Annotated in this window: 11 protein-coding genes, 1 tRNA gene and 1 pseudogene; 3 read left to right on the plus strand and 10 right to left on the minus strand. The window is 52.1% G+C overall.

The genetic code is table 11. The annotated features are described in order from the left end of the window. Positions 1–84: 84 nt before the first annotated feature. Positions 85–157, plus strand: a tRNA-Glu gene (locus tag HOV93_RS17720). A 113-nt stretch (positions 158–270) separates the two neighbouring features. On the opposite strand, the gene HOV93_RS17725 is transcribed toward HOV93_RS17720, so the two are convergent. From HOV93_RS17725 to HOV93_RS26630, 3 genes and pseudogenes are all read right to left on the minus strand, one after another. Then, complete coding sequence (locus HOV93_RS17725; RefSeq protein ID WP_207397866.1) at positions 271–927, minus strand: ATP-binding protein; 657 nt, start codon at positions 925–927, stop codon at positions 271–273. A gap of 57 nt (positions 928–984) precedes the next feature. Further along, a complete protein-coding gene (locus tag HOV93_RS17730; protein ID WP_207397867.1) occupies positions 985–1,398 on the minus strand; it encodes an HDIG domain-containing metalloprotein in 414 nt (137 codons plus the stop codon). After that, positions 1,395–2,134 (minus strand): annotated as a pseudogene (locus HOV93_RS26630) (RNA ligase family protein). The gene HOV93_RS17730 and the pseudogene HOV93_RS26630 overlap by 4 nt, the downstream one beginning before the upstream one ends. A 458-nt stretch (positions 2,135–2,592) precedes the next feature. On the opposite strand from HOV93_RS26630, the gene HOV93_RS17745 reads away from it, so the two are divergent. After that, positions 2,593–4,197 carry a mechanosensitive ion channel family protein gene (locus tag HOV93_RS17745; RefSeq protein ID WP_207397870.1) on the plus strand — a complete coding sequence of 535 codons (1,605 nt, stop codon included), beginning with the start codon at positions 2,593–2,595 and terminating at the stop codon, positions 4,195–4,197. A gap of 124 nt (positions 4,198–4,321) precedes the next feature. On the opposite strand, the gene HOV93_RS17750 is transcribed toward HOV93_RS17745, so the two are convergent. The 3 genes from HOV93_RS17750 to HOV93_RS17760 form a co-directional block, all read right to left on the minus strand. Beyond that, positions 4,322–4,600: a hypothetical protein gene (locus HOV93_RS17750; RefSeq protein ID WP_207397871.1), complete on the minus strand. Its 279-nt coding sequence runs from the start codon at positions 4,598–4,600 to the stop codon at positions 4,322–4,324. Between the two features lie 63 nt (positions 4,601–4,663). Then, a complete protein-coding gene (locus HOV93_RS26635) occupies positions 4,664–4,831 on the minus strand; it encodes an SEC-C metal-binding domain-containing protein (RefSeq protein WP_207397872.1) in 168 nt (55 codons plus the stop codon). Between the two features lie 166 nt (positions 4,832–4,997). After that, positions 4,998–6,176: a DegT/DnrJ/EryC1/StrS family aminotransferase gene (locus tag HOV93_RS17760; protein WP_207397873.1), complete on the minus strand. Its 1,179-nt coding sequence runs from the start codon at positions 6,174–6,176 to the stop codon at positions 4,998–5,000. Positions 6,177–6,576: 400 nt separating this feature from the next. On the opposite strand from HOV93_RS17760, the gene HOV93_RS17765 reads away from it, so the two are divergent. Beyond that, positions 6,577–7,410: a glycerophosphodiester phosphodiesterase gene (locus HOV93_RS17765; RefSeq protein ID WP_235990593.1), complete on the plus strand. Its 834-nt coding sequence runs from the start codon at positions 6,577–6,579 to the stop codon at positions 7,408–7,410. Between the two features lie 30 nt (positions 7,411–7,440). Here HOV93_RS17765 and HOV93_RS17770 read toward each other — a convergent pair whose 3' ends face one another. From HOV93_RS17770 to serC, 4 genes are all read right to left on the minus strand, one after another. Continuing rightward, positions 7,441–10,377, minus strand: coding sequence for a PAS domain S-box protein (locus HOV93_RS17770; RefSeq protein ID WP_207397875.1), 2,937 nt, complete (start codon positions 10,375–10,377; stop codon positions 7,441–7,443). A 127-nt stretch (positions 10,378–10,504) separates the two neighbouring features. Next, positions 10,505–11,335 carry a M48 family metalloprotease gene (locus HOV93_RS17775; protein WP_207397876.1) on the minus strand — a complete coding sequence of 277 codons (831 nt, stop codon included), beginning with the start codon at positions 11,333–11,335 and terminating at the stop codon, positions 10,505–10,507. A gap of 143 nt (positions 11,336–11,478) precedes the next feature. Then, entirely contained in the window at positions 11,479–13,101 is a 1,623-nt protein-coding gene (gene serA / locus HOV93_RS17780; RefSeq protein ID WP_207397877.1) for a phosphoglycerate dehydrogenase, read from the minus strand. Positions 13,102–13,155: 54 nt separating this feature from the next. Further along, positions 13,156–14,241 carry a 3-phosphoserine/phosphohydroxythreonine transaminase gene (gene serC / locus HOV93_RS17785; RefSeq protein WP_207397878.1) on the minus strand — a complete coding sequence of 362 codons (1,086 nt, stop codon included), beginning with the start codon at positions 14,239–14,241 and terminating at the stop codon, positions 13,156–13,158. Positions 14,242–14,457 lie beyond the last annotated feature (216 nt).

Raw genomic sequence — 14,457 nt, forward strand, 5'->3', positions numbered from 1 at the left:
CTTGATTAAGTCTTCAAAGATCGCCCTTGGCTGATGAGAACTACCATCCAGGGCCGATACTTGACCCAAGACAGTACCCACCACGCCCCCTTCGTCTAGAGGCCCAGGACGTCGGGTTCTCAGCCCGAAAACAGGGGTTCGACTCCCCTAGGGGGTACTTCAAGCCGCACTAGTTGCGGCTTTTTTTATGCGCTGATATTCGTAGCTCTCGGTTCAATCGACAGTTACGTTTTGTTTTGATTCTGTAGCGACGCGTCGTGGGTGGATTGATTAATTGATCTGAATGGGCTCGGCCTCCGAAATTAAGGTGTGGCATTCTGACCAGGTTGGTGGTTCGCAGCGTGAGGCCAGTCTTTGGATGATTGCTTCGGGAACGCTGTGGCTTTGCTTTTTGTTTTGTCGCAGCAGAGCTTTCAGGTTGGGTTCTAGATAGACAATTTCGATTCGTGCGTCGTAGTCCTTGAATAGGCCTAGCCAGCGTAAACGCGTTTGCCGAATCGTGTTGGTAGCATTGAACGCAAAGGAGGTCCCGCTTCGCAGGAATTCTCGGCACCTCTCTTGGGCAAGTTGGGCGACTTGGCCTTGGTTGCCGGTGGGATCGACGTTCAATTCATCGCGTAAATCGTCAAGTGACACGATCGGCAGTTCGCTTCGTTGCCGTGCGAGCCAGGTATCTTTGCCAGCACCAGGGAGGCCACACATCAAGGTAACCTGACATTTGAAATCTTCGTGCGGTAGGTAGTGGAGATTCGGCTGCGATGCATGAAAGAAAGTGAATCGGGCATGGTCCGAGGCAAACACGTAAGGGCGATCAAAGCATTTGGCTTCTTCGGAAGCGACTTTCCAGAAGTGAAGGTTTTCTTCCGGACGCGTCATCGAGTCGGTATCGCGGCCGCGTGTGTCGGCCAGAGCGAAAAGGTATAGCAACCTATTGGAAAGTAGCCACGATTGACGAATGACTTCATGCGAAGGCTCTTGTCGTTCCTAGAGAAAAGCGGGGCGACCGTGGTAACGAACCATCCGGGCGATCTCTTCTCGAGTTGCTAGGTCACAATCCAAGTCGCGGAGAATGTTTCGCGCGAGGTGCTCTCCTTTGACGGCATGCTTAGTAGATGTAACGCGGCCGCTAATCGAATGGATTTCGGTCGTGAGTGGCTTGGCGATGTCGTGAAATAAGGCGGTAAACTTCAGTATGGTCTGCGCATGTGGCGATAAGGTATGCCACTCGTCGAGTGATTTCAGTTCGTTTAGTACCAGTTTAGTGTGTGTCCAAACGTCGCCTTCGTTATGCCACTGCGCATCTTGATCGCAGCCAGCCATTGCCTGGCACCATGGTTGTGGCTGAGCCCAAGCGATGAGCTCTTCAATCGATGCCGTTTTGAGTTGCGTCCAGTTCATGGCCAAATATCTGCGTCGTCGGCTAGTTGATTGGGGACCATCACTTGGTGTTGCCAGTGCGTGCTTTGCTTGATCTTCTCGACGAATTCTGGGCGTACGAACTTGGCTCGGCCTGTGACCTTACCGTCGGCTTCCGTGCGAAGGTAAATGCCCTCCATAAGATTGTCGGCCTGGCCGGAGTGTGGATTGTCGAAATGGCTGTCATACTGCGATGGACCGATCAGCCTGGCAAGTTTCTTTCGCGTCACGGAGCCTTGGTGGATGACAGGTACCGTATGGATACCACTTCCGGCCAAAAGCTTCATGCGTGCGGCCAAGTCAAGAAACACGCCGCTTTGTTTGTCGAAGATATCAAACTCGAAAAAGTAGTGCGGCAATCTCCGGTAGGCGACTGAATGCCGCGCATAGGCCCACTCTCCAAAGAGCAGGTGCCGAGAAGTCAATCGTGTTTCTAGTTCATGCCGTTTAACGGTGTCCATTGCTTGAAAAGGTCGTACTGCGGATGCATCCCTTCCGTGATGAGGTGGCCACGGCACTGCAGAATTAGCTGACCATCGTCGGAAAAATGAATTCCGACGTTGGTTCCGTCGATCTTCTCTTCGACGATCAGCGATTGGTCCTGGATGAACGCCAGGGACTCGGCCTCGCCCATATGCTTGTCGTCGTCGGTGCCCTGGGAACCGAAAAGATGGGGCGTACGCGGGTACTTGGTGAAATTTTCGTGGGAGCTGCCCATGGATCTGGTTTTCTTGAATTGGGTCAGGCGATCTTTGACTCGGGAGATAAGTTAAGCAACAACGAATCGGCAATGCTTTCGAACCAATTCTCGGAACGATTGGGACACACGTAAGCGTGAAGTGGTTCAGGCAAATTGTCCTATGCCCCACGGTGTTGGGTGAAGAAAGGCCAAGGGGCTACGCTTCTCAAAAGAGACGTGACCAATTCGATCAAAGCTTTCTCGATTAGTTCGGCACAATGGTTGCAGCGTTGAGTGTTTCGAGGTGTCGCGAATTCGCTAGTTATTCAACGAAAAGGGAAGAAATGTATTTGACGATCCGGGCTATCGTCTTTGGGATATTGCTATCTTTCACATGGGCTGTGGTTGCCACTGCACAAAATGGCGGTGATAGCAAGAAAAACAACCAATCGAACACAACCGACCAAAAATCACAGCCGTCTACAGATGCTTATTATTTGGTCGATTCCCTTAACGACGGCATACCTACGTCGGACAGTTCGCCCGATCTTAGTACGCCGCTGGCAACGGTAGAGAACTTTATCTTTGCCTGTCGCGAGAAAGATTTTGCGCGTGCTGCACAGTCTCTTAATTTTAAGTTGATCCCCCAGGATCAGCGAGATCAAGCGGCCTATCTAGCCGAGAACTTCTACTACGTACTTAACCAACGATTGTGGGTTGATATCGAAGATCTGCCCGATCGTGCTGACGGGCAAGTGATCAATCGTATAGGCAAACAGGATCCGATGGCCGGGAAACCGCGGAAAAGTATTCGTCTGGGGGTGATCAACATCGACGATTGGAAGGAAGTTCGTGTGCGGTTACAACGCGTGAAGGTTGGTGATGGGGTGCCGATATGGTTGTTTTCCGCTCAGACGGTTGAAAAGATTCCGGCCCTTTACCAGGAGTACGGCCCAAGCTGGGTGGAAGAAGCGATGCCTGCTTGGGCGAAGACGCGTTTGGCCGGTAAGGTTCCGATCTGGGAATGGTTTGCGCTGTTTGTATTCGTAGCGGCAGGTGTTTGTGTGGGCTACGTAACCCAAGGAGTCGCTGGCTATGCGATTTTGCATCGGCAACGGAAAGAACGCTTGTGGATTGAACGGCTCATTGATGACCTTCGCGTGCCGGTCGCTGTGGCTAGTGCCGCGCTGACAACCTACTTGCTTAAGCAGGCTTTTCTGTCGTTGACCGGGCCGGTAAATACTGTGGTAGATCCGGTGATGTTGTTGGTCGTGGTGGGAGCGATCGCATGGGCGGTTCTCCGGGGGCTCGACGTGGCGACCTCCTTTACGATGGATCGCTATGTCAACACACTTAAAGACGATATCGAAGGTGCTGAGCAAGGACTGCTTACCAAGATTAGTATCGCCAGGCGGCTTGTTGCCTTGGTGGCGGTTTTTGTCGTCGTGGGCGTTGTACTCATTCAACTGAACATCTTCGATGCGGTGGGGTATGGACTACTTGCTTCGGCAGGCGTCACGACGGTTATTTTGGGGATAGCCGCACAACCGATTCTTGGTAACCTGCTTGCCGGTCTACAAATCGCCATTACACAGCCGGTGCGGATTGGGGATAGCGTGTTGTTCGAAGGCCACTGGGGGCATGTCGAAGGCATCAAGTTCACGTACCTCACGATTCGTACCTGGGACAAACGGCGGTTGATCGTACCGCTGCAATACCTGATCTCGAAGCCAGTCGAAAACTGGACGAAAGTTAATGAGGATCTAACTCGACCGATCAAGGTATACGTCGACTACACAACCGACGTGCAGATTATTCGCGAGAAGTTCCAAGAGATGGCGACCCAGCACGAGTTGTGGGATCAAGATAGCGAGCCGATCGTGCAGGTAACGGATTGTTCTGATGAGTCGATGGAGGTGCGTGCGCTATGTCACGCCAAGAGCCCGGCCGATGCTTGGAATTTACACTGTGAAATGCGAGAAAAGTTAATCGCATTTGTTCAGGATCTTGAGAGTGGAAAGTACCTTCCGCGTGAACGTATCCGCATGTTAAGCGAAACAGCCCAGGGCAATGGGAAGCAAGCAAGTCATAGTGATCGATAGTTGAAATCACATAACTTCTTGCAGTGAACTCAACCGGCTGACGTTGTCAGGGACGAGCGGATCCGCCATCAGTTGAGGTGGGCATGAGCGAATTCGCCAAGCAGGATCGACTTGCAATTATGCCTCAGATAATCGAGGGTCGTGTCTGATTGAAACCATCGTAAGCCCTCTGCATGAGTGGCCCCAGATGTATTCCAAAATGGGTTGGTGAGCTTTCCATACTCCAGGTCGACATCGCCTTACTTGAATAAGGCTCAAGGTCGCCAATGGTCAAATCACGTAGCGACGCCTCAGCTAGAAACACAGATGCTTCGGCGTGAAAACAATCGTTACAGCCAACGAAATCTTCGCTTAGCTTGTACTTAGCAAATGTTGTATAGAGGTTCTCGATGACTTCGATCATGATCGATCCCTGCCGGTAGAGAGGTGAGCTACTCCCTAAAAGTAGTCGTCGCGATTGGTACCGTCAAAAACGTCCTTTTTTCAGGCAACATTTTTTGAAGAGTTTCATCGAACCACAAGGGCAGAGATCGTTCCGGCCGAGCTTTTCTTCCAAGTATTTATCGCCGTGAACAATCTGGATCCCGCGTTTAACATTTGTTTCGGAAGGATAGCCGTGGCGGCGTTTGCTCATCGGCTCGAAAGGATGGTTGTTCGTCGAATTCGTTTTGATTGTCAGGACTCATGAGTCACCTTGCCATTTCTTGCCACGGGGTTGTTAAGGGAGTTAAGCACGTTTCAGTGCTATGACATCCCCCCGCCAGGAATGGTTCGCAGGACTCCCCAATTGTTTTCAAGAGTCAACTCCGCGACTTTCCCAGAGCTACCTTCACCGCTTGGCCTAGCCGCCGCACTTCGGCTTCGGATAATTCAGGGTAGATCGGAAGGAAGACGCAATTTTGCAACAGCCATTGCATCTCTCCAGGTGGGATGGATGGCGTCTTCAAAACGCAGAGGTTATGGCAACTCGTCGCATCGAAACCAGATTGACGCAGGGAACGTACGACTGCGATAGGATCTTTGGCGGCGATTGCAAAGACCCACCAAGTAGATTCGACGGCAGAAATGCCTGCGACCTCTGTGTCGTTTCCGATCTCGCTGGCCAGCAATCGACCTAATTCAGTTCTGCGCTCAATTCGCTGATCGCGATAACCGCTCCAACGCCGCGCGATCATTGCTACCAGCGGTTGCGATGGAAGCTTTCGGATTTTACCAAGCAGATCGTGTCCTTGGAAGTTTCGGGTAAGGGGCTTAACGGCTTGATCGGCGTCAAGCCCCATCAAACGATTAAGTCTGATGAAAAGATCGAACAAGTGTCGCTGAGTTAGAATCTTCATAGCGCCGTACTTCAATATTCGCAGTGCGTAAGCACGTCGAGGTTGGAGAGAGTACTGGTTCTGTGCCCGAATCATCCTCTTAAGTAGCTGTGCGTCACGAACGCGAATCAAACCTCCTCCTAGGGCGGTTGCTGTCTTGATCGGTCCAAAGCTGAGGAGGTTCACATCGGCCAGGTCGCTGCCTAGATATCCGGGGCGTGAGAATGCCTGAGCGCAATCTTCGACCAGAAGCAACTGGTGTCGCCGAGCGATTTCATCGAGTGGACGCAAATCGATCTGAGTGCCAAACAAGGGAGCGGCCAGAATCATCCGCGTACGGGGAGTGATGCAAGACTCGAGTTGTTCGAGGCGCGGTTGCAGAGTCGCAAGATCCAAATCGATGCCGATCGGAACGAGTTTGTGCTGAGCGGCGATTTGCTGCATATCGGGAATCGAAACGGCGGTGGTTGCGATTTCACTTCCCTCAGGCAGATTCAGTGCCTGTAAAAGCAAATCAAAACCACTTCGAACGGAAAGACATGGAAGCGTGTTTTGCTCCTCCCACTGGGCGTAGACCGCACGGTCACCGCGAGGCCAAAGACACAAAGTCAAGCCGAAAGCCAAATCGTACCAGTCAATGTCAAACAACTTGCGGGGACGCACGTCTCATTGCCCCCTTTCGTCCGCTGTGGTTTTTGAATGCTCTCAATCCGTACGCTGTAACTTGGTATCTGCAATGCATCCGAGAATGGTGTTAACTTACCGGTGCTATTTTTGCGGAGCAAGTTTTTGAGAAGGTTTGTCTCAATTTTTGGGGCGTTGCTTGACAGGTGGCGATTAAAACGTGCGTCGAAGAGGAAGTCGTTGAGGGTTGGACACAAGTGCAATTTGTCACCGATAAAATCGAAATTCTTCTGATATTTCGACGCGTTAAGTTATGTGTAACGTCAGTCTTAAATCTGACTCACATCCAACTTGGGGGCATGAATGGAGGGCTTTTTGTGGACTATAATTTAGTGAGAAACGTTAGCGACGGCTCCTATTGATGGCCAAGGGAACTTTGATGATGCGAACATTTGCTTATGGTTTGTTGGTAGCGGCATGTTGGACAGGTGTCGTGGGAATAGGGGAGGCGCAGATGATCGTGGCGCACCGTGGGGCTTCGTTTGACGCACCAGAGAACACGCTGGCCGCATTTCAGGAAGCCTGGAAACAGAAGGCCGATGCGATCGAAGGTGACTTCTACCTGACCAAGGATGGCCATATCGTTTGCTTGCACGACAAGACCACCGAGCGAACCACTGCCGGAACCGCCAAGCTCAATCCAGCAGAATCGACCCTCGACCAACTGCGAGATCTGGATGTGGGATCGTGGAAACATGAGAAGTACGCTGGCGAACGCATTCCGTTGTTAGATGAAGTGCTTGCGACGGTTCCGCAATCGGGAAAGATTTTGGTTGAAATTAAGTGTGGTCCTGAAATTATTGAGCCACTGAGAGTCGTGTTGGAAAAGTCAAGCTTACGGCCGGAACAAATTGTGATCATTTGTTTCAACGAGGAGGTCGTGAAACAGGCTCGTGAAAAAATGCCGCAGTTCAAAGCGAATTGGCTAACAAGCTATAAGCAGGATAAAGACACCAAGATGTGGTCGCCTAATCTTGACACTGTGTTAGAGACGCTTGGTAAGACCGGAGCGACAGGCTGGGGAACGCAAGGGCGAGATGAAGTCGTGACCGCTGAATTTGTTCGCGAGATTCGCAAGGCGGGTATCGAGTGTCATGTGTGGACGGTTGATGAACCTGCTCAGGCAAAACGCTATGCCACACTGGGATTCGATTCGATCACCACCAACAAACCGGCTGAAATTCGCAAGGCTGTCCTCGGTGGCACGCCGTAAGTGAGAAACATCTAAAACAGCGTCGGATCTCTATGATTGGGTAAATCGAGCGTCGCCCCCCTGGTCTGGCATGCTGGCGGGTAGGCGTAAGCGGAAAGTGCATCCTTTTCCGTCTGAATGAAGCTCGATCGTACCGCCGTGGAAATCGACGATTCTTTTAACAATGGCCAGTCCGATTCCGGTTCCTTCTGAATCGGGATCAAGCTTGTCAAATAGCTGAAAGATACGCTCCTGGTATTCAATCGCGACGCCAGGACCATTGTCGGTGATTTCAATCATTACGAATTCATCTTCCTGGCGCGCCTTGATGATGACTTCTGGGTTGGGGCCGCGATTGTGCTTGATTCCATTTTCAATCAGGTTCTGCATCAATTGCCGGATTTGAACGGAATCGCCATAAACGTGCAGGTTTTCAATGTCGCAATAGACTTCCGCGTTCCGGCTTTCGATCTGACCGGCCAGCAAAGTGATCGCTTCCGAGGTCACTTCGTCCAGCAAAATCATCGTACGCGTTTTTATATTGCGGCCGATACGCGACAATTCCAATAGATCGTCTAGCAGTTGCTTCATGCCATCGGCCGCCGATCCGATGATGGAAAGGTCTTCTTCAATGGCGGACTTGTCCTGGTTTTCGATATCTTCGGCAAGTATTCCGAGGAAGCCTTTGATGGTTATCAAGGGTGACTTGAGATCGTGCGATACCGTGTAAGTGAATTGCTTTAACTCGGTGTTCGTTTCTTCGAGATTACGGATGAGTGATTCACGAACGGTTTCAGATTCGATGCGCTCGGTAATATCTGCCAGCGCGAAGACGGCTCCGGCAAATTCACCTGTTTCGTCGAAGAGAGGTGCGCCATTGGTTGAGGCTATGATGTAGGAGTCTGGGCCAAACTGAATTCGATATCGCACATCGTTGATCGGCTTGAGGGTGCTTTTAACCCGCGCAAAAGGACGATTTTCGACGTCGAGTGGCTTGCCTTCCATGTCGTAGATTTTCCAGGAAAAGGTGTGAATGTTCTTCCCCTGAACAAGTTCACGACCGACACGCAATGTCTTTTCTAAAGCAGGGTTAAGAAATTTTATGTTGCCTTGGGCATCGACAACCATGACGGACGCAACACTGGTTTCCATAACTTGGTCGAGCAGCGCCTTTTCCCAAACGAGCTGCTGTTGTGCGAGGATTCGATCGGTCGTATTGGTGGCAACTCCCAAGATTTGGGTAGGGTTTCCGTTGGGGTCTTTTTGGAAGATGACCCAATGAAACTCGAACCATGTCCATTGACCATCCGAATGCCGTAGGCGAAACGTATCGCGACGGACTTCAGGCTCGCCTGTTTCATGCCACTGGGTCGATGAGAGCCGTGCACGGGAAATGTCATCAGGGTGGATGATTTCGGTAAAGAACCGAGGTCCCAGCTCTTCGAGGTATCTCTTGGTAAAGCCCAGTTCCTTCTCAATGTTTTGATTAACGAAGTCGACCGATTGGGTTGCCAAGTCGAAGATATAAATGACACCGGGAGACGCGTTGATTACTTTTTCGGCAAAGTCCTTGGCCTGCTTCGTCTGCTTCTCGGCCGCTTTTCGCAAGGTTGCATCGCGTGCGGCGGACATGACCATGGTCTCGCCTTCACGTTCGATCAGCGTCAAGCGGATCTCCACCGGAAATGTACTACCGTCTTTACGTCGATGCATGCGTTCAACCAGAGGATGATACCGACCACCTTCACGGGCCAGTTGATTCCACAAACGATGAGCGTCTTCTATTTTCCAGTCGGTATCGATTCGAGAAACAGATATTCCCAGAAGTTCTTCGCGTTGGTAGCCGAGGCTGCGGCATGCTTCCTGGTTTGCATCGATGATGATGCCATTCAAATCACGCAAGAAGATCGCATCAGCGGCACCATCGAATAGACGCCGGAATCGATCTTCGCTAGATTCGATTCGGCGAACGTGTTTCTCTTGCTGAATGCGTGCTGCATCTAGCTCATCTGCCATGTGATTAAACGACTCGGCCAGAATGGCATATTCGCCGCGCGACTTCGAGGAAAATCTCGCTGATTGATCGCCTTTGGCGTATTGGCGAAACGTTTTAATGATTTGTTGCAGAGGCCGAAGCGTTCGTTCGCTAAAGAAAAGTGCCAAGATGACGGCGGCCGTAATTCCACATGCCACCGCAGTGACTTTCGACCACGCCATCCTGTTGTAAACCCCTTGGACTTCAATTTCGGGAATCGCAACGATCAGGTCCCAAGAGGTATCTGGTACCCGCGTAACGGAAACGAGGTAGCGCGTGCCGTTTTCGTCGGTCAGCGTTGGTTGGCCGTCCAGTACAATTTGCTTGCGAACAAATTCAGCCTTGTTGGATGCCGCGATCATGCGACCCGAGTCATCTACAAGCGCAAGAAAGCCACCACGGCTGACTTCCATGCTGCGCACAAATTCGATCAATTGACTATCAAGGATCGTCAGCCCTAAAGCACCCTTCAGTGTTCCGTCGTCGGTATGAACCGGAGCGATCAGTAAGAGAATGTCTTGCCCAGATCCGCGGCTTTGTAAGATTCGCGTAGTAACCTTGTTGCCTTTGATGACCTCGCGAAAGTAATCTCGGTCAAAGACATTGAATGTAGTGTTATTCGTATCGTGAACTGTTCCATCCAACTCATCGAAGAAAAGTCCTTTGATTCTTTGACGCGCGGACAATTCTTGGATTCTCAAAAAATCCAGGATCTCCGGAATGGTTCCATCTTTCACCAACGGAGTGGCTGCCAAAGTCTCTAAAAGCGAAAAGTGCTTGTCCAGAAAGAAACGAACTTCCCTTCGCTTGGCGTCGAGCTTGGCTTCCAGGGTTTGATCAATCTGCTCGCGAAGCAAGCGTTGGGTGATCTGATAGTCGAGGATGGTTGAAAGTCCCACCGCGATCAGCGCCGGGATCGCGCCGAGCAGGAAGTATTTACGAAGTAGATTCACGGTGGCTAGGCTTCAGTTCCGAGATAGCAATCGAAAATTCGAGGCGCCCTCGATTATCGAAAAACCAAGGCGAAGCGTCAAAACCGAAACTGGAATCCGACCGCGAAAATATCGAACCGAAGACTGCTTAACCGACAAGCAGGAGCAGGCAGCAGATAATTAGAGCAATCTGGCTAAGAAATACGGCAGCAAGAAACCGCTGCAGGCACAATTGAAGGCGACTCGAGGACGTCAGGCTGAGAATCACGCGGCGTCTTTGCTCGAAACTCGGGTACAGCCAAGTTCGCTGGCTGGGCTCGATCCCTGATAGAAGGGTGAGCTGCGATAAGGCTCGGATCAGCATCCGAGCACTGCGTCGTCGACTGTGATTATGGTTGCTGAGTAAGTCGACCGCGAAAGCGTCCGCCTGAAACTCCAAGAGGGGGGCGACGAAATGCAGCATCAGAGTCATGTACGCAATGGTTCCCACGATCACTGCGCTTTGCGTCAGCATCTGCCAGTCGCTTTGCTGTTCTCCCAGGTGTACCAGGGTCATGCCGAGTATGCCGCCGGCGAACACCACACTCAGTCGAATGGGGACATGCCAGAGGCGAAGATGGCCGATCTCGTGTGCAACGATTGCCGCGGCATACCGTGACGATAAGCGGCTGAGTAACGCATCGCTTACCAGTACGAACGAGAAGCCGGGAACACACCCTAAGACGGCCGCATTGCAAACGCGATCGCCTGTTTCCCAAACGCGAAGTTTATCGGCGAACTGATCGTCGACATAAGGTAGTGCACGCTGAAGCTTTCGTTTTTGAAGCCGTGAAAGCTTGTTAAGCGGAAATAGCTTTTTGATTAACCAGGGATACGCAACGACCGTCACGATTGGGATTAGCAGCAAGAACCACAGTAGCGATTCCCAGTCCCACGGGGTGTTTGCAATCAGGAGGTTGGAAATTAAATCAGCGATCAATTCGGTTCTTCACATAAGTGAGAGGTACTACAAGGTCTTAAAGTAATTCGCTCAGACGCGGATACAATTCCCCTCGGCGCAAAGAAAAACCGGCCTGCGGATACGCTATGCCGGTTTTTCTGAATGTTCCGTTTGTCGCGATTCTATCGCATCCAAGTTGGCATCTCGCCGGCGGCGGGAAGTTCGATCACTTTGCTGGAAGTGATGTGATCGCTGGACATGACTTCCTTGACGGCTGCTTCGCTTGGGAGACCGTCCAGGTTCAGAACACCAACCGCACTACCTGGCATGGTGCTTGATCGACCGACCGCCATTTGGGCGATATTGATCTTGTGGTTACCAAAGATCGTTCCCACCTTGCCGATGATGCCCGGCACATCGTTGTGAGCAAAGACGAACAGCGTGCCATCAAGATAGGCTTCCAGACGTTGGCCGTCCAGCAAGATTAAACGAGGCATGTTGCTACCAAACAGCGTGCCGCCAACCTGATGCGACTTGCCCCCTTCTTCAATCGCAGCGGTAATGCTGCTCGAGAAACTGCCCATGTCGGTGCTTGTTTCGGTCGAGAGGTCTACGCCTCGGTCGAGAAGCAGCATTTCCGAATTGATAATATTCGGCTCGTCTTCCAATGCCTTGGCCAGGAAGCCGGCACAAAATGCCGAGGTCAACAGCTTCGTGTTCTTGCCGCTGACTTCGCCACGGTAGGTCAGCTTGACCGATTTCACGCCACCGGAATGAACTTGTGCCGCAACCAACCCCAGTCGATAAGCCACGTCTAGGTAGCCACGAACGCTTTCCAGAGTTTTGGGATCCAGCGGAGCCACATTGACCGCATGGCGAATCTCGCCGGTCGTCAGGTAATTGACGACCAATTGAACGGCTTCGACTGCGACCTGTGTTTGGGCTTCTTCGGTGCTCGCACCCAGGTGAGGCGTGCAGACAACGTTTTCCATGCCAAACAGTGGGCTGTCGGTGCATGGCTCTTCGGCGTAAACGTCCAAAGCAACACCGCCGAGGTGGCCTGACTTGAGGCCTTCGACTAGTGCTTCTTCGTTGTAGATACCGCCGCGAGCACAGTTGATCAGGCGAGCACCCGGCTTCAAGGTCTTGATCGACTCGGCGTTGATCATATCCTTGGTTTCCGGTGTCAGTGGGGTGTGCACCGTCAGGTAATCAATGTGTGGAAGCATTTCCGGAACCGTGTCGGAAAGCTCAATGCCAAGTTCGGCTGCACGTTCTGGGCTGACGAATGGATCGTAGGCGATCACACGCATCTCGAAAGCCAAAGCACGCTTGGCGACTTCCATCCCGATGCGGCCGAGACCAACCACACCTAGGGTCTTGTCGGCCAACTGCGCGCCCATGTACTTCTTGCGATCCCAGCGTCCCTCTACCAAACTTTGGCTTGCCGCTGGCACGTTTCGCGAAAGAGCCATCATTAAGCAAAATGCATGTTCGGCGGTGCTGATGGTGTTGCCCGTGGGGGTATTCATCACCACGATGCCATGTCGAGCCGCTGATTTGGAGTCGATGTTATCGGTACCCACACCCGCTCTGGCAATCACCTTCAAGTTGGCGTTGCCTTCAAGAGACTCGGCGGTAATTTTCACACCGCTGCGGCAGATAGCCCCATCAAACTCGTTGAGGGCACTTCGTAGTTCTTCACCTTTAAGACCGGTGCGAACTTCGTATTCAATCCCAGGCGACTGATCCAATAGGTCCAGGCCTTCCTGAGCGAGCGTATCCAAAACAATGACTTTAGGCATGATGCGTTTCTTTGGCTGAGGGTTTGCCAGCGAAGTTAGGGTGGTGATTGATATTTACTTCTTGAAATCAAGCATGAAGTCGCGAAGCTTTTCGACGCCTTCGACAGGCATCGCGTTGTAGATTGAAGCACGGACGCCGCCAACACTGCGGTGACCACCCAATTGGGTCAGACCAAGTTCGTTGGCAGCGGCCAGGAACTTCTTGTCTGAGTCGTCATCGCCTAGTTTGAAGGTGACATTCATCTTCGAGCGAACTTCCGGCACGGCGTGCCCGAGGTAGAAGCCGCCGGACTGGTCGATTGCGTCGTACAGTAGTTGGGCCTTGGCTTGGTTATGGGCCTGAAGCTTTTCTAGGCTGCCGAATTCTTCCTGCAGCCACTTGCAGACCAAGCCCAGCAGGTAGATGCCGAACGTGGGCGGCGTGTTCCACATCGAATCGTTCTCGGCATGATTGCGATAGACCATGTAACCCGGCAAGTCGCCGCTGGCGTGCTCCATCAGGTCTTTGCGAATGATCACGACGGTCACGCCAGCCGGGCCGGCGTTTTTCTGAGCACAGGCATAGATGATACCGTACTTCGAGACATCGACCGGGCGGCTCAGGAAGTCGGACGAAAGGTCGGCGACTAGCGGAACGTTACCCACTTCCGGAATACTTTGAAACTGTACACCTTGAATGGTTTCGTTCGAGGTGATGTGCACGTAAGCGGCGTCCGAAGTCAGTTTCAGATCGCTTTGGCTGGGCAGGTTGTTGAAGTTAATCGACTTGCCGTCCCAAGCGACGTTGGTCTTGCCTTCTTTGACGGCTTCTTCCAGGGCCTTCTTGCCCCAACTTCCGGTTAGGACATAGTCGGCCGTCTTGTCTGTGCCTTTGAGGAGGTTCAACGGAATCATTGAAAACTGCAGCCGCGATCCGCCTTGCAGCAGTAGGACTTCATGCGTGTCGGGAATGTTTAGCAGCGAAACGAGCCGAGCCTTCGCATCCGCGTGGATATCCATATAGGTCTTACCACGGTGGCTCAGTTCCATGACGGAACTACCAACGCCTGGCAAAGCGACCAGGTCGCGCTGGGCTTCTTCAAGCACAGGAAGGGGCATTACGGCAGGACCGGCAGAGAAATTGAATACGCGTTCTGGCATGACAGTCGGCTCAAAGGGAGATGGTCAACCGATTGGGGCCGCCTGTGTCTTTCGCAAGACATCCCAGACGGAACCGGCAGGGAGCAAGTAAACCCAGATTTTACGAGGAATTCCCCTTCGATAGAAGCGGCCCCCGCGACACAAGGAAAGAATTGAATCTGCTGGGCGCAAATCGGCTTATAACAGAAGGATACAGATGCCCTAAAAGGGTTCAGA

Source organism: Bremerella alba (genome assembly GCF_013618625.1).
GTDB classification, from domain to species: Bacteria; Planctomycetota; Planctomycetia; order Pirellulales; family Pirellulaceae; genus Bremerella; species Bremerella alba.

Bases quoted from the DNA above. Each gene is read 5' to 3' on its own strand.
- HOV93_RS17750 (WP_207397871.1), bottom strand. From the start codon at position 4,600: ATGATCGAAGTCATCGAGAACCTCTATACAACATTTGCTAAGTACAAG.
- HOV93_RS17765 (WP_235990593.1), top strand. From the start codon at position 6,577: ATGATGCGAACATTTGCTTATGGTTTGTTGGTAGCGGCATGTTGGACA.
- HOV93_RS17730 (WP_207397867.1), bottom strand. From the start codon at position 1,398: ATGAACTGGACGCAACTCAAAACGGCATCGATTGAAGAGCTCATCGCT.
- HOV93_RS26635 (WP_207397872.1), bottom strand. From the start codon at position 4,831: ATGAGCAAACGCCGCCACGGCTATCCTTCCGAAACAAATGTTAAACGC.
- serC (WP_207397878.1), bottom strand. From the start codon at position 14,241: ATGCCAGAACGCGTATTCAATTTCTCTGCCGGTCCTGCCGTAATGCCC.
- serA (WP_207397877.1), bottom strand. From the start codon at position 13,101: ATGCCTAAAGTCATTGTTTTGGATACGCTCGCTCAGGAAGGCCTGGAC.